This is a genomic window from Dyadobacter sp. LHD-138, assembly GCF_030929615.1.
Classification (GTDB): Bacteria; Bacteroidota; Bacteroidia; order Cytophagales; family Spirosomataceae; genus Dyadobacter.
Map to the genome: position 1 here is coordinate 13,885 of NZ_JAVFVU010000035.1, position 23,847 is coordinate 37,731.

Consider the following 23,847-nt stretch of genomic DNA (forward strand, 5'->3'; position numbering starts at 1 on the left):
TCAGGTTATTTCCAGACAAAAGAGTCGATGTGACATTCCATCCGGTACATATCAAAGCCCTCGGCCCAAAAATCTTTGGCAACCTCTTTTAGCTCAAAACCTAATTTTTCGTAAAACTTGTAAACAAGCTGCGATGTACGGACCGACACGATATTGATGCCTCCCATTTCGCGGATACGTTCAATCCGGAATTTAGTGAGCTGGCTGCCCAGTCCTTTTCCCTGACTCTCCGGATGAATGATATCCCAGGAAATCCTGATCGTTTCAGGATCTTCGGACAAATTCAGGCCTCCGCAACCCATGACCTTATTTTCCATTTCAACGACATAATAATATTCCAGGTGATTGTCCAGATAATCAATCAAATCCTGCTTTTCATCCGGTGCAAAGTACTCCGGTGTGTTTAACCTCAGCAGTTCCAGCACTGCGGCTTTGTGCTTTTCTTCGTATTTTTTAATCTCCATGCGACACTAATAATTATTGCAGTTTCATAGCCAAAATTGGAAAAGGTTTGCCTAAACCATCCGTTTCCGAACGACTTATTACCTCAAAGCCCATATGCCTGTAAAAATCCACGGCCCTGGGATTTTGCTCATTTACATCAACTTTCGCAACCCCTTTTTCACGGATTGCAAACTGCATCAAAAACGTACCAATCCCTTTTCCAAAAGACGATGGGTGTACAAACAGCATTTCAACCTTATCTTCTGCCAGACCGATAAAACCCGCTATTTCTCCCTCCTTATCCTTAACGCAGAATAAATCCACAGCGTCAAGATATTCACTAAGAATTAGCGGTTTAAAAAATTGAATATCGGCTTCGCCAAGAAAATCATGGCTGGCCCGGACTGATGCTTCCCAAAGTTCTGTAATTTGAAAATAGTCCTCGCGGGATGGTGAATAAATAAAAAGTGACATGCTAAAAGTACCCTTCGTTGAGCTGCAATATAATATTTTGTGCAGTATTTAACTCATTCAGACATAATATCCGTTAATAATCATAAGTTGAATGAGCGGTTCTTAATTATCTGGCATGAAGAAACTGATACAGGGAAGCAAGCTCCTTATCTTCGTACTGAGCGGTCATCTGCCAGGGCATATCCTCATTTTTCATCTGATGGCCATCAGGCGTTTTTCCGCTGCGTAATGTTTGCAGAAACTGCTGCTGCGTCCACTTGCCAGGATTCCCGCTCGACGTAATATCCGGAACCGGCGGCAATCCGGGCGCCAGGGGATCGCCTCCCTTAAAATCTGGACGGTGACAGCCACTGCACGACACAGCCAGATATTCGCCCAGCTTTACACCTTCTGCCGTATCCGCCTTTGCCACCATCGGTTTACTGTGATCAATTTTTTCAACGGAAAACAAGGGCATTTTATCGAAATAACTCATGACGTTGGCAACCGGCCCAAGCGCGATCGGTGGCAGTTCGTTGTCTACGTCCGGCACCGTCTGGCAGTAGGCAATAATGGCTGCCATGTCCTGCTCGGACAACAGCGTCGTTTCATGCGAAGGCATAAAAATCAGCGGCTGCCCGGTTTTATCAATACCATGGCGAAGCGCCATTATCCAGTCCACCGAGCTGTAATCCAATGGAAGCCCTCCCTTCCCCCTTGTCAGATTACTGGCCGAAAGTCGCCCAACGGCCCCGTCATCCATCATAATCTTGCCGGAAAGGTCCTTGCCATGACAATCCTGACAGCCTTTAATAGCGATCAGATGTTTACCGCGCGCCAGCGTACTGCTATCCGATTTGATGTCTAAAACTTCATTCTCAAACCTGTATTCTTTGACCGTCCTGTTTTTAATATTCATGGCGATCAAACCGTAACCCGCCCCAAGCAAAACGATTACCGACAGCAGCGTTATCCCTGCCCATTTTAATATTTTTATGATCATGGCTAATGATATTTTTAAAATTGTCCGACAACCAGACAACACGATTCCTATTTTTTCTCCCCTGACAGTTGCAAATGAACTTCAACAATCGGTTCAATGTAATTTTCTGGTGCCAAATCAGGATCCGATGCAAAAGTGATCCCCCACTTCGTCCGGTCAAATTTGACATTTCCTTCTACCGATAAAAGATTTCCAGCAATCACAATTTTAGCTGGAAAAGATACCGGATGGGTTTTTCCAAGGATTGTCAAATTGCCATTGACCAGGTAGTTTGCTCCGGCAACGTCCCCTTCTTTTGATCCTGAATACGGGGTAACATCCGTGATGTTGTACGTCACATCGGGATGCAGGGCCATGTTGAAGAAATCAGCACTTTGAAGATGGTGTACCAATTGTTCCTTAACCTGCTCAGTTGGCAGATTCAGGTTAATAATGGATGAAACGGGAATGGTAAACGAGCCACCTTTTACCTTCCCATCCTGCACGATGATGTCGTCGCTTTCAACGGCAATCGTACCATTGTTAAAATAACCGGTTTTTAAAAATCCCTTCCATTCAGCGACTGACTGAGGATTAAGGGTGAATTTTGTTGATGAAGCGGGATCGTGATCTGTACAATTCCATAAAAATGCCGGGATAGCGGCCAATAGCAAAAGTTTCTTTTTCATGACTAATAGATTGATTTGTGTTTATTACTGATGCAAAATTCATCATTCAAAATCCATATCAACCTACGCAAAATGGAATACCGGATACGCAAAAAGGATTTTTTCGTCAGGTGTAAACATGCCATTACCGGTTAATAACTATTAAAGTCATTTGTGGTAAAATCTGCCGGTACAGATTCAAAAAGCTCTATTTTTGTTTACAAAATTGTATTTTTTTTAAAAGTAGAAATCAAAAATTGTTATGGTGTTTGTAATTGATGCTGCGGACATCGTTAGTTTTGAGCCCCTTCCACCCCCTAAATCGTTAACTGACAGTACCTCTGCGAAACCAGAAACCTCCCCGGGTTACTTCCACCCTTCCGTTGGCCGGATCAATTTTGCACACACGGCAACGCCCTATATGCAGGTCACCGATATGCGGTTTGAGATGCTTAATGATTCGGAGCTGCGCGATGTTGACGCAACGGATACAATCAACATCAATTTTTTCATGAAAGGAAAGCTGGACACCTGTTTTTCAGGACTAAGCCATGAATTAAATATGCGCCCGAATTATCACAATCTGGTGTATTCTCCCGAGGGAAAAGATGTAAGCAGAATAGCGGCAAATCAAGCAGTAGAAATGCTGCATATTAGTTTACAGCGGGATTTTTTCCTTTCCTGCCTGGATTTTTCAGATGCATGGAGCGACCGGGTTATCGATGATCTGCAACATAACCGACCTTTTTCAGGAAACCGGATTAACCCGGAAACCACACCTTACATGCTTCGGCTGATCGATTCCATCAGAAATGCAAATGAAACCGGCCCGATGCGAAACCTTCTTTTGCAGTCCAGGGTTCTGGAACTACTCGCCCTTCAGATGGATCAATTTCGTAAAACAGTGTCTGAACATGAAGAAATCCGCGCAGACGAAGCAGAAAAACTTCACCAGCTCAAAAACTATCTGGACACTCATTTTCTTTGCGATCTCAACCTGACGCAGTTAAGCAGAATTTGCCTGCTCAACGAGTTCAAGGTAAAAAAAGGCTTTAAATTATTGTTCAACACGACCGTTTTCAACTATTTACGCAAATTACGCATGGAATATGCCGGTAATTTACTGGCCAATTGCACGCTTTCAGTAGACGAAGTAGCCGGTATCCTGCACTACGAACATGCCCAGCATTTTTCTATCGCTTTTAAAAAGTATATGGGTGTCAGTCCCTCTGTTTATCAGCACAAAGGCAGATCGATACTGGTCTAATTTCAGGTTTTAGTAACAGAAGCAGCGAAATCCTGCTATTCTCCGCTCCTGTCCAGACATGCCAGAATTACGAGCACAAGAGAGACAATTCCAGCAGCCGTACGGATCGTATGCAAACGGTTCCAGGGCAATTCAAAGTCGGCTCTTTGTCTGGCAATAACATCTGGCGAAGCTGATTGTAAATCAAAATGTGCCAGCGTTTCATTTAAGGGTACATTTCCCGCCACAGTAACGCCAAAAGTCCCGATCACATACACCAGTGTTGCGGCAAGCAAAAACCAAAAACGCGTGGACACACCGTGTTGATATTGCAAAAAAGTACTCAACGGCAACAAAAGTAACGTCCCCATAAAACTGAACATAAAAACAGGATTAACAATGGCTATGTTGATCGATTTCATGGCCGCAATATATTCGGCATCAGCAAGCTGCGCCAGTCCGGGGTTTACAGAGCACGCATAGGCATAAAAAAGACCAGCGATTAAAGCGGTCGTCAGGGCTGTCATCATTAAAACGAAATTGGCAATTGACATCATAGCTTGAGTAGGTTTGAATTTGATAACAAAAATGCACGAACACCCGACAAAAAATAGAACAAATCCGATCGCAAATTTCTTTCAAATTTATTTTTTAACAGTCTGCACGGAACACGAACGCTAAAGATAAGCTGTTGAATCAGGTATTTTATATATTTTTTCATGGAACTTTACCTGAGTTTTTGCAATTCCCCTAATGTCGCCGTACCGCTAAGCTTCGACAATCCATCTTTCTAATCATTAAGGTTTCCAGTAAAATGTCAACACAACAAACGCAAATCCCCGCATCGAGCCTGGAATTTTTGAAATCGTTAGAGCAGAATAACAACCGGGATTGGTTCAATGCACACAAGGAGGAATTTATTGCGCAGCAAACTGCTATTGAAATCTTTGCTGATGCCTTGCTAACAGAACTCCGTAAACACGATCTGATCGAGACGCCTTCCGGCAAAAAAAGTCTTCACCGCATTTACCGGGATACGCGTTTTTCGAAAGAAAAAATTCCTTATAGAACCAATTGGAGCGGGAGTTTCGCCCGCGCAACCAAACAACTTCGGGGTGGATATTATTTTCATATCGAGCCGGGCAACAGCTTTATCGGCGGCGGTTTTTGGGGGCCAAACCCGGAAGATTTAAAACGGGTCCGTGATGATATCAGTTTCGATGCCACGCCATTGAGAAATATTCTCAATGCCCAATCATTCCTGGATACCTTTGGCACCTTGCACGGAGAACAGGTCAAGACCTCACCGAAGGGCTTTGATGCGAATCACGAGGCGATAGACCTGTTGCGTTACAAACAGTTCCTGCTCATGAAGCGGTTCTCCGATCAGGAGGTACTTAGTCCGGATTTTTTACAGGAAGTGAACCAGACTTTCAAAAATATGCGCCCTTTTTTCGATTACATGAGTGCCGTACTGACCACCGATATGAACGGTCTTGACATCTGACCGTTTTTTGTACTATTCTACTCTTCCTTTTTCCTCATCAGAAGCATTGTTGCTATGCCTGCGTTTTCTGGCAAAAGTCTCTTTTCCAAAACGATAAGTCATGGCCAGCCCTACTCTTTGTGTATCGGTTTGACTTCTCTGGAAATAATCTGCCTGTTTAAGCCCCTCCGAATGATTGTGATAAACCCATGAGTGGAAAATATCTTCCATACTCAGTCTGACCGTGCCTTTGTCTTTCCAGATCCGTTTTTTAATGCTTACAAAAGCTCTGAACATGCCTTTTGTAAAACCTTGTCCGGCCAGGTCCCGGCTCGCATAATACCCACCCAACTCCGCACTCCATTTCTTGTTGATCGTCAGCTGATTGTATAGATTAATCCGGGCCATATAGGTATTCAAATCCAGCTTTTTACCATCCACAAATCCGTCAACCCCGATTCTGGACAGCAACGCTTCCAGATTCATATTCCACCATTTGGCCGGCGATAACGAAATTCCGTTTGATAAAAGCAGCATAAAACCGCCTCCTATGTTTTGCGGTCTGGTGATAAAAACACTGTCCCTGACGTCTGTCGCATTCAGAATCGTATTGATGAATTTATTGTAACTCAACCCCATACGCAGAAACTGCTTGTGGGTAAATTTCAGCTCAAACCGATACTGATACTGCGGATTAAGATCAGAATTCCCGGCGGTATAAGAGTATTTGTCACGGAAAAACAAAAACGGGTTGAGCAACTGATAATTCGGTCGCGATATTCTTCGGGTCAGGCTAAATGTCAGCGCGTTTTTATTGAGTGAATCGAGTTTGTAATGCAAAAAAATGCTGGGAAATAATCTGGTGTAATTTTTAGTAAAACGGTTTCCCGCAACTTCTTCATTACCCAGCTGGTTGCCAACGACCTGTGTATTCTCAACCCGTAATCCAAGCTGTACCCCGATCCGTTTCCAGGATTTTTGTGAATTGATATACACCGCATTGAGATTCTCATGGTATTTAAAATGATTGGATTTACCGTAATCGATGCTTTCTGATGTTCCGGTCAAGTTGTAATAATTCACGATGTTGTCGTTGTCCACAATACTGGATTTGAAACCGGCTTCCAGCCTGGCCTTGTTTTTGAACGGCTGAACGTAGTCAACTTTCAGGGTATAAATGTTAATATCAGAAGGAATATGATAGATAAATCGGTTTGCCGTTGTTGAAGAATCAGACGGCTGATATAGAAAATTGTCCAGCGTCTGGTTACCTCTGGTATTGTAGTTCAGATAATTCACATCACCGGAAATCTCCCTACCGCTTTTACCAAATTTGTGAACGAAGTTAAAGTTTGTCGCCAGATTTTTCCTTTTTTCGCCGCCCACCGTATTACCCATTCCGACTGCCTCAAGCGCATGATTTGCATTAAAATAATCACTGTAGTAATCCAGCCTGCCGTCCCTTCGGGAGCCGTTGAAATTTACCTGAAAACCATAGGTAGTATTTTCCGAAACGGAATAATCCAGTCCCAGGTTACCATATAAGCCCTTGTTTTTGTAAATCTGATCATTTTCCAGTTTCACCGACGATGTTAACGCGTTCGCGGTATCAAAAAACCTTCTGTCCCAGTTTTCGTCTGTGTAATTTTTCTCAAAACCATACCCCAGGTTCGCAAACACGTTCAATTTTTTATAACGGTAATTCAAGTTTAACGCATCATTATTCCTTCCATAACGTCCCTGTGAATAACCCGCCGAAAGGCTTCCTGTAAAACCTCCCGCCCTATTTTTTTTCAAACGAATGTTGATGACTGCATTACCCGCAGCGTCATACTTAGCCGACGGATTATCGATCAGTTCGATCCTATCAAGAACGCCACCCGGAATCGACTTTAAATAAGCGGCAAGATCCTGACCGGACATATACGTTGCCCTGCCGTCGATAAGTACCAGCACACCAGCCCGGCCATTCAGACTTATTTCCCCGTTGACACTCAGCATAATCCCCGGCGTCTTTTCCAAAACCTCCAACGTATTACTGGTCGCAGCACTGATCATGGATTCCACATGAACTATCGTTTTATCGATGTCCTGCTCAATTAAAGGCCGTTTTGCCTTCACGACAACCTCATTAAGATTAATATTTTGTGCTGGAAGAAGTAGAATCACCGGCAGTATGATCTGGCTGTGCATATCGTCTATTGTCAGCAAAACGCTTTTGTAGGGGTTTTGCCCGATGGCTGTTATTGCCAAAAAATAAACGCCGTTTGAAAATTTAGAAAACTGGAATTTTCCCTTGTCATCTGTAATTTCCCCGGTTACCATAGTAGAATCTGCGGCCCTGAGCAGCTTCACGATGGCGCCCGGTATTACTTCGTTTTTCGTATCTTTCACAGTCCCGGCAATCATTTTGGACTGGGCAAAGGTTTCCAGCGTCAGAAACCAGCAAATGAGAAAAGTGATTAGTTTGAACATCTTGTTTACTTTTAAATGTTGGCTAACAGATTTATGAAACAAAGATGGATAGCGCCGTGCAGGGCATAAAACAATGTTGGTGAACCCTGCGAAAAGCCTGACAGATCCAGATTTTCGGATGTTAAAATGATTGAAAGGCCCAAAAAGGGTTTCCGTCAGGAATTAATGTTTATTCGTCAGCAGAATTTATAAGCCTTGCCCCGGCTACTGAAATTTACAGCCAGTTATTAAAATCAAGGGCAAACGAAAATGATATGAACGATCTAAGTAACGATATCAAAAACCTGGCTCCGAAGGACTATTTGTATTTCATTCTGACCGCCATTGCCGCGGTACCTGTATGGCTGGCTGCAAATTCATTCGTGCACGCAATTAATGTCCATGAAGACGAAGCCGTTGCTACGGCCGTCACGATGTGTTTTTTTGCCGGTGTTTTTTTGGGAAGATATCTTGTTTCCACCTGGACTTCAAAACTAAAAGCGTTACCGGCCGGTCTCGTCATACTCCTTTCAGTACTGATCGTCGTGAGCATCATCGGACTTTTTCTTCATGCTGAATATCCGTTCGAAGGCCGCGGCGCGCTGAATATTCTGCTTTACTGGATACCTTTTGTGATTCTGAGTGTTTCCCTGGGGATACTGATCAAAATTGTAAGGGCAGTCACGCAAAATCAGTTAAGCGAAGCACAAAGTTTGGCCGCCCACAACAAAAGCGAACTCCACCTTTTGCAATCGCAGCTCAGTCCGCATTTTTTGTTTAACACGCTCAATAACATGTACGGGCTCTCGATCACCCAGCATGAAAAAGTACCGCCTTTGCTATTGAAATTATCGGATCTTCTGCGTTATTCGATTTACGACGCCACAGAAATATTTGCGCCGTTAAAAGACGAAATGGCCTATGTTAGCAACTACATTGACTTTGAAAAAATCAGGCTTGGCGACCGGCTCGTACTTTCAACGGATTTCGAAACGATAACCCGTGACGATATTAAAATAGCACCGATGCTACTGATCGTTTTTATAGAAAATGCATTTAAACACTCAAAAAATACGGCAGAACCAAAGATTTTTATTGATATCCAACTTAAAATCTGGGCCGATTCTATTCTGTTTTCTATCAAAAACTCATGTGGCGTTAGTCTGGAAGATGATGAACTGATCAATAAACATAGTGGCTTCGGCTTAGCCAATGTCAACAAAAGACTTGAACTTTTATACGCCGGGCAGCATGAATTGCAGATCAAAAATGAAGCGAATTCATACCAGGTGATATTACAATTAAAGATGAAATAGAATGGTAAAAATCAATTGCCTGATCGTTGACGACGAACCTATTGCAAGAAATATTGTGCAGGCTTACTGCGCCCATTTGCCCTATTTGCATGTGGTGGATTCCTGTGCAAACGCGCTGGACGCCAAACTGATCTTACAGCAGCAAAGCGTTGACATTTTATTTCTGGATATCAACATGCCCGTTATGAGCGGCATTTCCTTTCTGAAAACGCTTAAAAATCAGCCCATTGTTATTTTCACCACCGCTTACAAGGAATATGCCCTGGATGCTTTTGATCTTGCGGTCTGCGATTACATGTTAAAACCTTTTTCGTTCGACCGCTTTCTGATCGCGGTTGATAAGGCCGTTGAAAAATTGCAGGTTCAGCCGCAAATCCCAATAGAAACCAACACCGCGAAAACCGACGACTACATTTTTATAAAAACAGAAGGCAAAATTTTTAAAATAGGTTTCGAAGACCTGCTCTTTGCCGAGGCCAACGGCAATAACACAAAAATTGTTACGGCACAAAATACGCTTTTACCGGCTATGACATTTTCAAATTTTGAAGAATTGGTACCGAAAGCGATCTTCCTCCGCGTGCACCGCTCGTTCATTATCAACAAATCCAAGATAACCCATATCGAAGGAAACCGGGTTTTTATCGAAAAATACGAAATACCGATCGGCAATAATTACCGGGAAATTTTCATGAAAAGCATCGGCCTGTAAATTGTAATATCTAACAGATTTCAAATTTACATATGAATACATATTGAAGATTTCTGAGAAATAACGGCGCATCTTTAAATCAGGAATGTAAAATCAGAACGAATGAAGGTCCAGATCATAAAAACCGCACTGGCTGAAATTTTGCCTTTTCGCAATCTGTTTCTTGCCGAAAACAATTTCCAGATCCGATACAATGCCTGCCATGAACGCGGCTGGTCAGACTCCTACCTTATCACCGTTGACGGCCGTCCCGCCGGGTATGGTGCTGTCAAGGGGAAAGATGATTTAAAGGACCGCGATACCGCCTTTGAATTTTACGTCATTCCCAGTTACCGGAGTAACCTGGATAAAGTTTTTGCTGCATTTTTAGCCGATTCGGGCGCTGCATACATCGAATGCCAGACCAATGACAAGGTCATGTGTTCAATGATCAATATCTTTACCGATCACGTTACTGCTGACGTAATTCTTTTTGAAGAGGACCGGCTAACCACGCTAAAAGCCGATAACGCGATTTTCAGACCACGAAAAGAAGGAGAAAACTATTTCGAGCATAAATCCGAACCGGACGGTCCCTTTGTTGTGGAAACCGGTGGACATGTGGTTGCCACAGGCGGTTTTTTGCTGCACTACAACAAGCCCTTCGCCGATTTGTACATGGAGGTGCATGAAAAATACAGACAAATGGGGTTTGGTTCTTTTTTGATTCAGGAAATAAAAAAAGAATGTTATTTAGCCGGTAGAGTCCCGGCCGCACGCTGTAATATCAATAACCCGGCTTCAAAGGCAACTTTGCTCAAAGCCGGGTTACGAATCGCAGGATTTATGCAGATTGGAAAAGTCAGAATATGATTTTATCCGGGCGGAATTACCGCCGCTCAATTATCTTCTTTCCTTCACCTGGGCAGGAATTCTGTCGATAATTTTATTAATCTTTCCCTTTTGTTTGATCAGATCAAAAGCATCATAAAGCTCACCTGTTGCCGTAAATGTATCAAACATCAGCTTGTCGTTATCAACGGTAACGACGTGAAAAAGCTGCGTGTAAAGGGCCGAACGATCCATCCAGTCTCTTCTTTCCACGTTTGAATCGGTCATTTTAGGGCCACTCACCGAAACCACATACATCGTGCCCGACTTTGCACCTTTTTCGTTCATCGGAATTTTTACCATGCCGCGTGCATAGGTATGATCATGCCCCTGCAAAACGAGATCAACCTTGTATTTATCAAAAATTGGTTTAAAATTCTCGCGCATACGCTTGTTGTCACGCGTGGATTTCGGAGAAAAAATAGGATGATGAAACGTAACCACTGTCCATTTGTTGGGGTTATTTTTTAGGATATCCTCCATCCAGACCCGCTGTTTTTCCAGATACTGATCCGAAACTTCCACCTGATCAGAATTCAGCGAAATGAACCGGGTTCCCTGGATATCCGCATAATAACAGGTTTCCTCCAATCCTTTCGGTCCGTTTTCTGGCAGTGTAAACTGTGGCCGCCAAAAGACTGATGTCGTGTTAACACCCTCCGGCGTATCAAAGTGGTCATGGTTTCCAGGTGTCGGAAATCCCGGAATCACGCTATGAATAAATCCGCCGGCCTGAAACCAGTCGCCCCATTCGACATCCCGGTTTGCCTTATTGATCAGATCCCCGGCATACATCATCAGCCGCGCATCAGGTGCTTTTCCATATGCTTCACGCGCCACTCGCGACCAAAGCGAGCGAATATTGGTCTGCACATCACCATAATAAATAAAGGAAAATTTCTCCCCGACCTTTCCAGCCGTGTTGAAATGAATCCACTCGCTCCAATGTTCTCCCTGCCCCACCCGGTATGCATACTTGGTATTGGGTATGAGATTTTCAAAAATCACGGAATGGTAAACGGCTGTCGGTGTATCTTCAAACTGGAGTTTTTGAGAAATGGCCTTGATTTTTTTTGCTTTGTCAACAAAGCGGGGATCTGCATCTGCGAGCACAATTTCAGCGAAACTTTCCGTAACCGACTCCTGTGTCCGCCAGTTCGCCGCCATGGAAGTAGACGGATCCTGGGTTACATTTAAAATAATCCGATCCGGAAATGTTCCGGGAACGTACGGGTTGCCTGCTATTTGCCCGTGCAGCGGCATATAACAAAGCAGCAAAAATAAAAAACTGCAAATTTTAACTGGCATCAGGATTCGGTTTTAGAATTAAAAAGAACCGGGTGAACAGTTGCCTTCATCACCCGGTTATATGCATTTGGCTACCTATTGATACGATTTAAAAAGCGAATCAGGCTATCCGAAGTACTTCTGGTTCTATTTGAGATACCACATTAAAGTATACTCATCATCGGTTCCGAAAATGCTGACAGCCTTCTTGTAATTTTCATTATTGGTGGCACTTTCGCTATCAGGATAACGGTACCGTTTTGGAATTAACTTATTGACGACAAGCGGACCTGTACGAAATTTAGGAAAACCAGTGCGTCGGTGATCAAACCATCCCTCAGAGGTTTTGAAGAACATCGAAAGCCATTTTTGCGTGATAAGCTGTTCAAGTGTTCCATCGTATTTCACCAGGACGTGGTTGTAATAGTCTCTTTTTACCGCCTCCGCCTTTACGCCATAATAATCCATCGAGGACTCAATTCCCTTATTATAGAAAGACTCCGCGGTTTCTCCTGGAACGGTAATTTTCCCGCTTTGCAGCGCCTCTGCCAAAATAAAACAAACCTCCGAATAGGTCACCAGACTCGCTTTGAGCATATTGTCCGAGTTTTTTCTAAAAATAGCACCGAGTTGGGAAATATGATCTTCGCCACCATTATAGGAAGCCGGCTCGTCAATAGCATTTGGCACACCGACATATTCATTTTTATCGACCGTTGATCCCACTGTGGTTTTAACCGGTGTATACCAGACAGAAACTCTCGGGTCATTTCTTGCCAAAAGATGATCAACCACCTCTTTACTCGCTTTTGTTTTCACAAAGTCATAGTCGATCATGGCAAGCGCGCCTCCGGGCCAGCTGTTTGCAGCGATATCACCCAAATACCTGATTTCCGCGTTGTCAGCATTACTTTCAAAAACAGGATATTTGGACTTATCCTTCACAATTCCCTGCATTTCGGTAAACGCAGCAGGATAATTTTTTGAAATCCGAAGCAGCATACGCAGCCTCAAAGAATTAGCCAGTTTCCGCCACAACAGCGCCTTGCCACCGTACATCATATCCGCACTGGCCAGAATCACCTTATCCGTCGAAGCCAGCAGATCATTCGCCTCACGCAATTCACGCAATAAGTCAGGGTAAATATCCTTTTGCAGATCATACTTTGGATGCGTTAGATTACTTTCCTTGGATTGCAGTGCGTCCGTGTAAGGCAAATCTCCATAAAGATCGCTGGCATAGGAATAGTTGAACGCCTTCATAATTTTAGAAACAGCCAGATACTGCACCTCTCCAAGTTTTTCGGCCTGGGCAGCCAGCGTTTTATTCACCATTAAAAACGAATAGGCATCATACCATCCAACCGGGCCCCAGTTGAAAAGATCATAACCCGTTGTACGCACGAGTGTCATGTATCTTCCGGCAATGGCCGGCCGGCCAGAAAAAGCCTGTGTCTGATAATAATAGGCTGTGGAAACGATCACATTCGACATCAGATAATCCGAGTTGATGGACTCCGGCCGATTGGGGTTTTCATTTATTTTTTCAAAATCATCGGTGCACGAACTCAGGCAAATCCCGATGAAAGCCACCATGAAAAACCCGGAAGATATTTTCTTTTTTAATCTTTCAGCCCTTCTCTGAGGAGCACTGAAAAATGGTTTTATATTTTTCATTTTCAAGAACGCTATTTAAAAATTGAAGCCTACCTTAAATCCATAAGACCGAACGCCCGGCAAGGTCCAGTGACCCACACCCTGACGAAAACCATCTTCGGCCACACTCATGCTCGTTTCCGGATCAAATCCAATATTAGCCGCCGTCCAGTTGAAAAGGTTACGACCAATCAGCGAAACTGTCAGATTATGAATTGGAAATTTGCCAAAAGTCTTGTTTTTGAACGCATAAGTAAGCGACGCTTCGCGGAGTTTCACAAACGTCGATTCATACATCGAACGCTCATAATACTTGTTGTAACGATTATCGTAGTAATCAGAAGCGGCAATGACTTTATCATTTTCCCGATAAGTTCCGTCACTGTTTTTGATATAACCATCTATGATCATCCCATCATTCCGGTTACGTTTTTCCGAGTCGATCCAAGGCAAACCGCCGGATTCAGCATCTCTTCCCGTCAGCGTTTTATCAGAAGTACCAAGCAAAATCATCTGTCTTAAAGGGTATGTATAAAACATGCCGCCTTTCCGCCAGTCGATCAGGAAATTCAGCGTTACATTTTTGTAGGTAAACGTGTTGTTAAACCCAACTGTAAAATCAGGATTGTAATTGCCTACATAGTCATACGTCGTTGCCCGCTGATGCCTTCCATTTGCATCCAGAAGTGGCTGCCCCGCAAACTGTCCATCAGGTACTTTGATCCACGTAGGCGTGGACATATCCCCGATTTTAGATCCTTCCTTAATGATGTAACGAATATTATCACCATCAGCGCTTCCCATCGAATACTCCGAAACACCGTCGACAAGCTCAACCACCTTGTTTACGTTCCTTGTAAAATTGGCAGACATCTCCCAACGTAAAGCCGTGTTAACAGGAACAGCGTTTAAGCCAATTTCCCAACCCGCGTTCTGTATATTTCCTGCGTTAATCAGTTTCGAGCTTGAACCCGCAGCAATCGAAGTTGGTATTCTGATGATCTGGTTGCGGTTATTGGTTTTATACCAGGTAATATCCAGACCCAATCTGCTGCCTGTAAAAAACCGAAGGTCGGCCCCAACTTCGTAGGAAGTGGCAATTTCAGGTTTAAGCATATTGTTTTTCAGATCAAATTCCAGATTGGCGCGTTTTACACTGCCCCAGTCGGTAAGCTGAATCGTGTTAAAAAGCTGATAAGGGTCCGTATCACTTCCCACCTGCGACCAGTTTGCACGAAGCTTGGCAAAGGTCAATGTTTTGGAAGATATCTTGAAAATATCCGTTAACGCTGCACTCAGGGAAACCGAAGGATAAAAGAAGGAATTATTCTGCGCAGGCAACGTGCTTGACCAGTCATTTCTTCCTGTCACATTAAGAAACACCATGTTTTTGTAGGAAAGCTCCCCCGTTCCGTAAACACTGTTAATCCGTTTGTTCGAATTCCACTGATAAGACGTGAGCGATCCGGCCTGCGCATTGGCAACATTATAGATATTGGGCAGTACAAGGCTTCCGGCCGTTTGCGAAAGCTGTCTGGATTTTTGGCTCATACGGTTGGCGCCAACAGAAACCGACGCGAACCAGTCGGGTGTGATATTCTTTTTGTAAGTCAAAAGGAAATCGGTATTCTGCTCCATGAAGAAAAGGTTATTGATGAAATACCCTCCCTTGGCCGTTCTTTTGGCACTGAACGGTCTTTTCAAATCCTGATCTTCGGTGTAAAAATCCAGCCCGGTACGAGCCATAAGGCTCAGATCTTTGGTAATATCAATCATCGCCTGGATGTTTCCCGTAACCCGGTTTCGGCTATATCCGTTGGTTTCTTCATTGACAATTAGAAAAGGGTTATCCTGCCCGCCCGGATCATAAGTAACCTGCTCAAAACCTTCGCGTCCAGGCTTCCAGTAATTCCGCATCTGATGCAGATCAACATTTGCAGGCATTTTATATAAAACTTCCGTTACACTTTCGCGATACGCGGCAGCCCGGTTGGCACTGGAATTGTTAGTATAGCCAATGTTTGTCGAGATTTTGACTTTATCATTTAACTTATGACCCGCTGCAAAATCAAGCGTATTACGTTTCAAGCCTGTGTTGGGTGTAACACCCTGATTTGTCATATTGGTAAAGGAAAGTCTGAAATTCCCTTTTCCGTTATTGCCGGTTACGGCCAGGTTATTGGTATAAGTTACACCGGTTTTAAAAAAATCGCTCACACGGTCTGGATACGAAACCCAGTCTGTCGGTATAGCCTTACCGCTCGCGTCAACCGGACTGTTCCACTGAACATGTTTCGTTCCCTGATCCAGTTTAGGCCCCCAGGAACTTCCCTGTTTGGTATTGTTGGTTCCCGGAAAATCTCCCGTCCCGTATTGATTCTGAAAGCCTGGATATTGCCAGACCTTGTCAAACATCGTTGTTGAGTTGACCGTTACCCCTAACCCTTTCTTCGCATCGGAGCCATTTTTCGTAGTGATCAGAACCACGCCGCTCCCAGCCCGGCTGCCGTATAGCGCAGCAGCACTTGCTCCTTTTAATATGGTAATGGTTTCAATATCATCAGGATTTATATCACCAATCGGACTTCCATAATCAGTCACAGAGCGCCCAACGGCCATATTTGGAGTTCTCAATGAGTTAGCAACCGGTACACCATCCACTACGAACAAAGGCTGATTGGATTTTGAAATCGATGATTGCCCACGAATCGTCATCAGCGCCGTAGAACCTGCATCGGTACTTGTGCTCACAATATTTACCCCAGCTACTTTACCTGCAAGCGCGTTGAGCATGTTGGGAGACTTAACATTGCTGATCTCTGAACCGTCCAGCTGGGCCACAGAATATCCAAGAGCTTTCTCATCACGTTTCACACCAAGAGCAGTAACGATCACTTCATTCAGCGACCTATCTTCCTGAATCAACAAAACAGACAGACTGGTACTTTTACCAACAACAAGCTCCTGCGTTTTATAACCCACAAAACTAAATACCAGAATGGACTGGTCATCCGGGACTTCCAGATCAAATTTACCCTCGCTATTTGTGGTGGTTCCACGTTGCGTTCCCTTCAAAACAATGCTGACCCCAGGAAGACCATCGCCTTTTTCATCTGTAACCATACCCTTCGCAACAATTTGCAAAGGTGCTGTCGAAAAGGTCAGGTCCTCATCCAGAACAGCCTCCTGATGCTCAGATGTATCCTTGCCCAACACAATCCTGTCATTGATCACCGAATAAGTAATGCCGTATGATTTCAGCAACTTATCCAAAACAGTGTTCAATTTTGCATTTCTGGTTTCCACACTGACAAGGCGCCTGGTGCTCACTACATTTTCACTGTATACGAATTTCACCTCGCCAGACCGCTCCAATTTCCTAAGTGCCTCCTGCAAACTGACATTTCGTACCGACAGACTTACTTTCCTGTCGAGGACCTGCTGCGCCCTGCTGTCATGCGCAAAGGATGTGCAGGTAAAAACAATGGCGACAAATAATTGAATACACGTAATTCTCATGATTTTCCACCAATCGAACGGAATTTGTACATAATAATTCATAAATTTGATAGTTTCATTTGTGATAACGATGGGACAGTTCATCCCCCGTTCACCTTTCAGAAGGTGTGATAGGGGAAGGAATTTTAATAGGGCCGGAAGTGGTGATGACACTTTCGGCTCTTTGTTTTTTAAATTTTTACCGGGTGTTTACTTCATATTATTGCGCTGTTGGGTTAGTTGATTTTGGTTTGAGAACGATTTCCTTATCGTTGATTTCATAAGCTGCATTCAGTGATTTTTCCATCATTTCTAAAATATCAGGCAGGTTTTGTCCCGAAAAATCCGCTTTCAAAATATAATTTTTCAACGCCGAAGATTCGATACGGATTGTTACGCCATATTCTTCCGATAACGTTTTGGCGACTTCGTGCAATGGTTTGTTGTCAAAGGAAACACTTGTTTTATCCCAGATCCGGACATCATTTTCAGCACCGGGCAGGATTTTTTCTTTTTTTAATATTTGTTTGTTTTCATGAAAAACTGCCTTTTGTTCCGGTAAAAGCACCACCTGCTTTTCCAGCATTTTATCACTTTTTCGCGAAGGAGAAACTTCCTCGACGCCGACCGTCACCTTTCCGGTAACGACTGAAACTTCTACCGACGGCGCATGGTCAAATGCTTTAATATTAAAACTCGTACCCAGAACTTTCGTGATCACGTGCCCACTATATACAATAAACGGATGCGCAGTATCGCGGCTTACTTCGAAAAAAGCTTCCCCAATGAGATGCACCGGTCTGATTTTCCCAGTGAAAACCTGAGGATAACGAATGCTCGTGTGCGGTTGCAGCCACACGACACTACCATCCGAAAGTATTTGTCTTTTGATGCTTTTTGAGCGGTTTTCAAAAACAATTTCCCGAGTAGTTGATTTCTTAAAAGTGCCATTTACTTTAACCCACTGCAAACCAAATACCAACAGCACAGTGGCGGCTATCCCTGCAAGCGTATAATAAACGGTACGGCTTCTGAATACGGATGTTTTCGGATTGTCTTGCATCTCAATGCTGGATAGAATATTATCAAACATCTCTCCTTGCAACTCCTGACGCTCTTCAACCAGCAAATCAAGCAGGGGATCCTGTTCATTTTCAAATGATCTATACCATGCCTCAACCAGACGAATTTCTTCCGGCGTACATTCTTTGTTAATATACTTCCGGATCAACTCCGGCGAGATTTCTTTTGACATCTGCGTTGATTTCGAAAATGGGATTAAAATCTACCCCTTATAAAGTACAGTCAGCCCAGGGCGACACATCCCCCAGTCAATTTTGGAAAATATTTTTAGCGGGTATTTCCTTTCTGATATCAGAAAAACTATGGAAGATTACAGCTGGCTGTAAATGACAAGAATCATCACTTCCTTAAACTGGACTCTTAAAATTTGCAGGGCTTTGGTAAGATGATTTTCAACTGTTTTGACAGAAATATTCATCAAATCCGCTATCTCTTTATTGGACTTGTAACTTTTGCGGCTGAGCTCAAAAACTTCTTTGCATTTAGGAGAGAATTGTGAGACTTCCAATTCGAGCCGACTATTAAGATCGTCGTAAAAGACAGCCTCTTCGGTGAAATTAGGGCTTTGGTCAGGCATGTCCAAAATCAGGGCCCTGTAATTTCTCCTGACCATTTCCTTCTCAATATGATTTAAAACCCGGTATTTCACAGCAGTCAACAAATAACCGGTCAGCGAAGTTTTTACATTCAGTTCTTCACGGTGGATCCAAAGGCTCGTGAAAATATCCTGAACAATTTCCTGGGACACCTCTCTTGATTTTACCCTTCGGTATGCAGCGGAATAAAGTTGCGACCAATAGCGGTTGTAGATTTCTTTAAAAACGCCTTCACCGTCTTCCTGAAACAGGATTAGCAAATCTTCATCAGATAATTCAGCATACTTTCGCATGTTCGCTGTTAGATAAAGTCACCTTAGGCAGGGTTCATTATTTTTTCAACTAAGGTAAATGGTCTGACATCTTCAATCAAGCACTCCCCAAAATTTAACAATTACGAAATATTGGTTTTTACCAGACAAGCTTTCATCGGGTAAAATCTTGTCCCTCTTTACATCAATACGCACTTCATCTTCAAACAGACTAACATACTGTGAAAGAAACTGTTCTATTTTTCCATTTTTTGCGTCAATGCTTCAAAATTTGATTTTCTTTCAAAAAAAATTCTCCAAAGAAATCAAATGCAACAGCTGTTAAGGTAAATTAATCATCTTTTAGCATTTTATATAAAAAACAAATATTATGGACAAACTACTTTCCCCCTTTTCGGATTCCGATCTCAAACGACGAAAGTTTATTGAAAATTCTATCAAATCCGCAGGCGCTCTTACATTGCTGGGTTTGCATTCGTCATTTATAAAAAATGCTGATTTGCCGGTAAAAAAATCTTTCACCGTCCAGGAAATTATAGCCCTGATCCTAAAAGAGGGAAATTTGTCTGTTTTGAAAGATACCGTAGATACAATCAAAAGCGGGAGGCCCGATCAGGTTGTGACAGGCATTGTTACAACGATGTTTCCTACCATTCCCGTAATAGAACAAGCCGTGAAACAAAATGCAAATTTCATTATTGCGCACGAACCCTCATTTTATAATCACAGTGATAACCCTGAATGGGTGAAAAACAACACCGTTTTGAAAGAAAAACAAGCGCTTTTGGAAAAACATAAAATCGCAGTCTGGCGGTTTCACGACTATTGCCACGCTTTGAAACCGGACGCGATCAGTTATGGTGTCGCCAAAAAAGCAAACTGGTTATCCTATTACAAAACCGGACAGGTGATGTTAACCATTCCTCAGCTGACTTTTCAGCAACTGGTACAGCATCTGAAATCATCGCTTGGTATTTCGCACGTCAGAACCATCGGTGAGCCGACGCAGCCATGTGAAAGAATCGCGCTGCTTCCTGGTGCCTGGGGTGGACAAAGGCAGGTTTCCGTTGCAGAATCAGAAAAACCGGACGTATTGATTGTCGGGGAATCACCGGAGTGGGAAACTGTTGAATACATCCGCGATGCCAGATCTTTCGGCAGGAAAATCTCACTAATCGTTTTGGGTCATGCAGTAAGCGAAGAACCCGGGATGGACTGGGTGGCGGAGTGGATCGAACCGAAACTGACTGATATTAAAGTTACACATTTAGCCTCCGGTGATCCTTTCACATGGGTTTAAAACAGGTAAAGCCTGCTTTAATGGCAGGCTTTGCTAAAATGTTTTCTTGATGCGGTACTAGCTCATGATCATACCTGAATCCTGGATAACTAAGTAATTCAGACCGATCCCATTACCCTAATTTCTTCAACCCGAAACCAATCTACAAACCAGCACGGCGCATCCTTACATGCATCTCAAAATGGCGCCAGACTCTTTGCTAAACAGCCGCAAGCATTCGCCGGGTCCCCGTACTCAAACGGATACCTTTCAATGTCTTGATCCGATCCTGAATTTTGACATCGTATTTCAAATTAAACCCCGGACCAATCAAGTGCCTGAATTCCCGGATGACCTCGTTTAATTGTTTTCGGGATACGCCACTGTATTCCATTTGCAACAACTGTGCTTTCTCCGCCTTCGACTTTTTCAGTTTCCAATACTGGGGATGATTAAGACCAATCGGGCTATGGAAGTACTGGTCATGAGAGTCTTTAATTAAGAATTCAAAACCCACTTCGATCTCCTTTCCGTTTTGCTGTATTTTTCCTGAAATGATGATTTTCGCTTCTCTCCCTACTGCCAGTATAAATGTTTTTTCGTGTATCATTTTTTCTGTGTTTAATGATTAGTTATATCCTAATTAGTCGATGAATAAGCTTAGATAATTATCTCCTTTATATTTAATATCAGCCAAATTAAAACAATATTTTTATAATATATAAAATCGATAGATTTTATATATTATATTTAACAACTAAATTCGATTAGACAACACCATCCTATTGAATTCGGATATAGTAAAATATCCGAAAATAACTCATAAGACAATAAGTATATTTATCCTATAATTTATATATAGTATTTATTATCTTGCATGGATTAAAACCCGGTGACCGTTTATATTACCACATCCTTCGAATGTTATGCTGCGCCATTTTACTCGTTTTCTGCTAACTGGGTTCCTACTCGGTGCTTTTTGTTTATCGCAGACCGTGCAAGCGCAGATTCGGCCTTCTTCGTCGAGGATTTTACAGGGCATTCAAAAACTTAATGTGCTGGGTAATGTACTGTATTTCGGGGCGCATCCCGATGATGAAAACCCGACTTTCATCGCTTATCTGGCCAATGAAAAACTTTATAACACAGCATATTTTTCGCTGACTCGGGGAGATGGCGGGCAAAATCTCATTGGTACAGAAATCAAGGAAAATCTGGGTATTCTCAGGACACAGGAATTATTGCAGGCAAGGAAAATTGATGGAGGGCAGCAATTTTTTTCCCGCGCAGTCGACTTTGGTTTTTCCAAGAGTGCCGAAGAAGTCTTTACCATTTGGGACAGAGAAAAGCTGCTTTCAGATGCGGTGTGGGTTATTCGGAATTTCAAACCCGATGTTATTGTTACACGTTTCCCACCTGACCAGAGAGCCGGACATGGCCATCATATTGCCTCGGCGATTCTTGCAGAAGAAGCTTTTGACGCGGCCGCCGATCCCAATAAATTTCCTGAACAGTTGAAATGGGTCAAACCCTGGAAAACAAAACGCCTGGTTTGGAATGCCGGCATGTGGTGGAACCAGAGAAGGGATCAGGTTGATGAAAAGGACGCAAAAGATTATCTTAAAATAGATGTCGGCATTTTCAACCCGTTGCTTGGCAAATCTTACGGCGAAATTGCTGCTGAAAGTCGGAGCCAGCACCGCAGTCAGGGATTTGGAACGATTGGGTTTAGAGGAAGTCTGGTCGAATATTTCAAACATGTTAAAGGCGATAAAGCATCCGAAGATTTAATGGATGGCGTTGATACCAACTGGAGTCGGGTCAAAGTGGCTGAACGGCTCGATCAGTTAATTGCCGGTGCTATCAGCAGTTACCAGCCAGCCAATCCCTGCGCCGTGGTACCTGCCCTACTGAAAATCAGGTCTGAAATAGATAAATTACCCGAAGGATACTGGAAGCAGACCAAATTGCAGGATATTGATAAACTCATCCCAAGCTCGCTTGGTTTATATTTACAGGCGACCTCACAGGATTATTCCTATACACCCGGTGAGCAGTTGAATCTAAATATCGAAGCGATCAACCGCTCTTCGTTCCCTGTCACTTTAAAAAAGGTAAGTTTTCCATTTGAAAAAAAAGATTCTTTGGTTGATATCCGATTAACCAATAACCAGCAGATCCAATTCTCCGCCAAGATTAAGATTCCTGAAAACACGACGTATTCACAACCCTATTGGCTGCATAAAGAAGGTACGCTCGGGCTTTTTAAAATTGACTCCCAACAGGAAATCGGGTTGGCCGAAAATGCACCATCAGCGAAAATCGACTTCGAACTTGAAATTGATGGCCAGGATTTTCACTATGCAGCTCCGGTTTTTTACCGAAAAACGGATCCGATTCTGGGCGAAACATATCAGCCATTGACCATCAACCCGCCTGCTTATGTTAGTGTCAGTCAGAAGGTTTACCTATTTGACGGCAAGGATGATAAAAAAATAAATGTGGTGGTAAAGGCTGGAAAAAACAATCTCACGGGTTTGGTAAAACTTAAAATTCCAATTGGCTGGCGCTGTGAGCCAACCTCCGTTGCCTTTAATCTCAATACAAAAGGAGCAGAACAATGTGTGGATTTCCAGTTGTTCCCTCCTGACTTTGCCGACGAAAATGAGATCACCGCGGAGGTTTCCGTTGATGGCAGAACGTATGACCGAAGCCAGGGAATCATCAGTTATCCGCACATTCCGACACAGGTATTTTTTCCACCAGCGAAAGCAAAGGTTGTCAGGGTAGAGATCAAAAAAACCGGTAATCTGATCGGGTACATCAAAGGCGCCGGGGATATGGTTCCGGCCAGTTTACAGCAGATCGGTTACCATGTAGAGCTCCTGCAGGATGACGCTATATCCACTGAAAAACTCCAAAAATACGACGCGGTTATTATCGGTGTGAGGGCTTACAACATTGTCGAGCGCTTGAAAGTGGTCAATCCCATACTGCTGCATTACGTCGAAAATGGAGGAAATTTAATTGTTCAATACAATGCTGATCAGGGATTGCTCATGGAAGATTTTGGGCCCTACCCCTTTAAGGTTTCCAACAAACGCGTTACGGTTGAACAGGCAGAAGTCCGTTTTTTGAAACCTGATTGCCAGGCGCTAAACTATCCAAACAAAATCACCCAGAAAGATTTTGACGGCTGGGTACAGGAACGTAGTCTTTATCAGCCCGAAAACTGGTCAGAAAAATATGAAACTATCATTTCCTGCAATGACCCTGGCAGTGAAAAACTTGACGGCGGTATTCTCATTGCAAAGTCCGGCAAAGGAAATTATGTTTACACGACCATGAGCTGGTTTCGTCAACTGCCGGCAGGCGTACCCGGCGCCTATCGTCTTTTTTCCAATTTAATTTCACTGGGTAAGTAGCAAATACATCCTCCAACGAGCACAACCAACGCGAAATGCGTTGGATATGAATACCAATACCTAAGACTCCCTTTCTACCGGCTAGACAACGCGACTAAAATCAGTACAATATCAAAAGCA

At 43.3% G+C, this 23,847-nt stretch carries 19 protein-coding genes; 7 read left to right on the forward strand and 12 right to left on the reverse strand.

Annotated features, from left to right (window positions below):
* Window positions 1-5 precede the first annotated feature (5 nt).
* From RB622_RS23040 to RB622_RS23055, 4 genes are all read right to left on the reverse strand, one after another.
* Window positions 6-464: a GNAT family N-acetyltransferase gene (locus tag RB622_RS23040; RefSeq protein WP_308049060.1), complete on the reverse strand. Its 459-nt coding sequence runs from the start codon at window positions 462-464 to the stop codon at window positions 6-8.
* Window positions 465-477: 13 nt separating this feature from the next.
* A complete protein-coding gene (locus RB622_RS23045; RefSeq protein WP_308049061.1) occupies window positions 478-918 on the reverse strand; it encodes a GNAT family N-acetyltransferase in 441 nt (146 codons plus the stop codon).
* Window positions 919-1,024: 106 nt separating this feature from the next.
* Window positions 1,025-1,900: a c-type cytochrome gene (locus tag RB622_RS23050; RefSeq protein WP_308049062.1), complete on the reverse strand. Its 876-nt coding sequence runs from the start codon at window positions 1,898-1,900 to the stop codon at window positions 1,025-1,027.
* Between the two features lie 47 nt (window positions 1,901-1,947).
* Window positions 1,948-2,568 carry a YceI family protein gene (locus RB622_RS23055; RefSeq protein WP_308049063.1) on the reverse strand — a complete coding sequence of 207 codons (621 nt, stop codon included), beginning with the start codon at window positions 2,566-2,568 and terminating at the stop codon, window positions 1,948-1,950.
* A gap of 241 nt (window positions 2,569-2,809) precedes the next feature.
* Between RB622_RS23055 and RB622_RS23060 the strand changes: the two genes are divergently transcribed.
* A complete protein-coding gene (locus RB622_RS23060; protein WP_308049064.1) occupies window positions 2,810-3,814 on the forward strand; it encodes an AraC family transcriptional regulator in 1,005 nt (334 codons plus the stop codon).
* A 35-nt stretch (window positions 3,815-3,849) separates the two neighbouring features.
* On the opposite strand, the gene RB622_RS23065 is transcribed toward RB622_RS23060, so the two are convergent.
* Window positions 3,850-4,350 carry an anthrone oxygenase family protein gene (locus tag RB622_RS23065; protein WP_308049065.1) on the reverse strand — a complete coding sequence of 167 codons (501 nt, stop codon included), beginning with the start codon at window positions 4,348-4,350 and terminating at the stop codon, window positions 3,850-3,852.
* A 257-nt stretch (window positions 4,351-4,607) separates the two neighbouring features.
* Between RB622_RS23065 and RB622_RS23070 the strand changes: the two genes are divergently transcribed.
* Window positions 4,608-5,300: a DUF2461 domain-containing protein gene (locus RB622_RS23070; protein ID WP_308049066.1), complete on the forward strand. Its 693-nt coding sequence runs from the start codon at window positions 4,608-4,610 to the stop codon at window positions 5,298-5,300.
* Between the two features lie 12 nt (window positions 5,301-5,312).
* Here the strand turns inward: RB622_RS23070 and RB622_RS23075 are convergent, their stop codons facing one another.
* Window positions 5,313-7,754, reverse strand: coding sequence for an outer membrane beta-barrel protein (locus RB622_RS23075; RefSeq protein ID WP_308049067.1), 2,442 nt, complete (start codon window positions 7,752-7,754; stop codon window positions 5,313-5,315).
* A 254-nt stretch (window positions 7,755-8,008) separates the two neighbouring features.
* Between RB622_RS23075 and RB622_RS23080 the strand changes: the two genes are divergently transcribed.
* The 3 genes from RB622_RS23080 (at window position 8,009) to RB622_RS23090 (ending at window position 10,613) form a co-directional block, all read left to right on the forward strand.
* Window positions 8,009-9,049 carry a histidine kinase gene (locus tag RB622_RS23080; protein ID WP_308049068.1) on the forward strand — a complete coding sequence of 347 codons (1,041 nt, stop codon included), beginning with the start codon at window positions 8,009-8,011 and terminating at the stop codon, window positions 9,047-9,049.
* A 1-nt stretch (window position 9,050) separates the two neighbouring features.
* The gene (locus RB622_RS23085; protein ID WP_308049069.1) at window positions 9,051-9,761 is read left to right on the forward strand and encodes a LytTR family DNA-binding domain-containing protein; all 711 of its coding nucleotides are present in this window, start codon (window positions 9,051-9,053) and stop codon (window positions 9,759-9,761) included.
* A 102-nt stretch (window positions 9,762-9,863) separates the two neighbouring features.
* The gene (locus tag RB622_RS23090; RefSeq protein ID WP_308049070.1) at window positions 9,864-10,613 is read left to right on the forward strand and encodes a GNAT family N-acetyltransferase; all 750 of its coding nucleotides are present in this window, start codon (window positions 9,864-9,866) and stop codon (window positions 10,611-10,613) included.
* A 30-nt stretch (window positions 10,614-10,643) separates the two neighbouring features.
* On the opposite strand, the gene RB622_RS23095 is transcribed toward RB622_RS23090, so the two are convergent.
* The 5 genes from RB622_RS23095 to RB622_RS23115 form a co-directional block, all read right to left on the reverse strand.
* A complete protein-coding gene (locus tag RB622_RS23095; RefSeq protein WP_308049071.1) occupies window positions 10,644-11,939 on the reverse strand; it encodes a metallophosphoesterase family protein in 1,296 nt (431 codons plus the stop codon).
* A gap of 126 nt (window positions 11,940-12,065) precedes the next feature.
* Window positions 12,066-13,595 carry a SusD/RagB family nutrient-binding outer membrane lipoprotein gene (locus RB622_RS23100; protein ID WP_308049072.1) on the reverse strand — a complete coding sequence of 510 codons (1,530 nt, stop codon included), beginning with the start codon at window positions 13,593-13,595 and terminating at the stop codon, window positions 12,066-12,068.
* A 15-nt stretch (window positions 13,596-13,610) separates the two neighbouring features.
* Complete coding sequence (locus tag RB622_RS23105; RefSeq protein ID WP_308049073.1) at window positions 13,611-17,135, reverse strand: SusC/RagA family TonB-linked outer membrane protein; 3,525 nt, start codon at window positions 17,133-17,135, stop codon at window positions 13,611-13,613.
* Between the two features lie 157 nt (window positions 17,136-17,292).
* Window positions 17,293-18,327: a FecR family protein gene (locus RB622_RS23110; protein ID WP_308049074.1), complete on the reverse strand. Its 1,035-nt coding sequence runs from the start codon at window positions 18,325-18,327 to the stop codon at window positions 17,293-17,295.
* A 138-nt stretch (window positions 18,328-18,465) separates the two neighbouring features.
* On the reverse strand, window positions 18,466-19,044 hold the full coding sequence (locus RB622_RS23115; RefSeq protein ID WP_308049075.1) for an RNA polymerase sigma-70 factor: 579 nt from the start codon (window positions 19,042-19,044) through the stop codon (window positions 18,466-18,468).
* A gap of 349 nt (window positions 19,045-19,393) precedes the next feature.
* Between RB622_RS23115 and RB622_RS23120 the strand changes: the two genes are divergently transcribed.
* On the forward strand, window positions 19,394-20,323 hold the full coding sequence (locus RB622_RS23120; protein WP_308049076.1) for a Nif3-like dinuclear metal center hexameric protein: 930 nt from the start codon (window positions 19,394-19,396) through the stop codon (window positions 20,321-20,323).
* 199 nt (window positions 20,324-20,522) lie between these two features.
* Here RB622_RS23120 and RB622_RS23125 read toward each other — a convergent pair whose 3' ends face one another.
* Complete coding sequence (locus RB622_RS23125) at window positions 20,523-20,912, reverse strand: hypothetical protein (protein ID WP_308049077.1); 390 nt, start codon at window positions 20,910-20,912, stop codon at window positions 20,523-20,525.
* 385 nt (window positions 20,913-21,297) lie between these two features.
* On the opposite strand from RB622_RS23125, the gene RB622_RS23130 reads away from it, so the two are divergent.
* Complete coding sequence (locus tag RB622_RS23130) at window positions 21,298-23,727, forward strand: PIG-L family deacetylase (protein ID WP_308049079.1); 2,430 nt, start codon at window positions 21,298-21,300, stop codon at window positions 23,725-23,727.
* Window positions 23,728-23,847 lie beyond the last annotated feature (120 nt).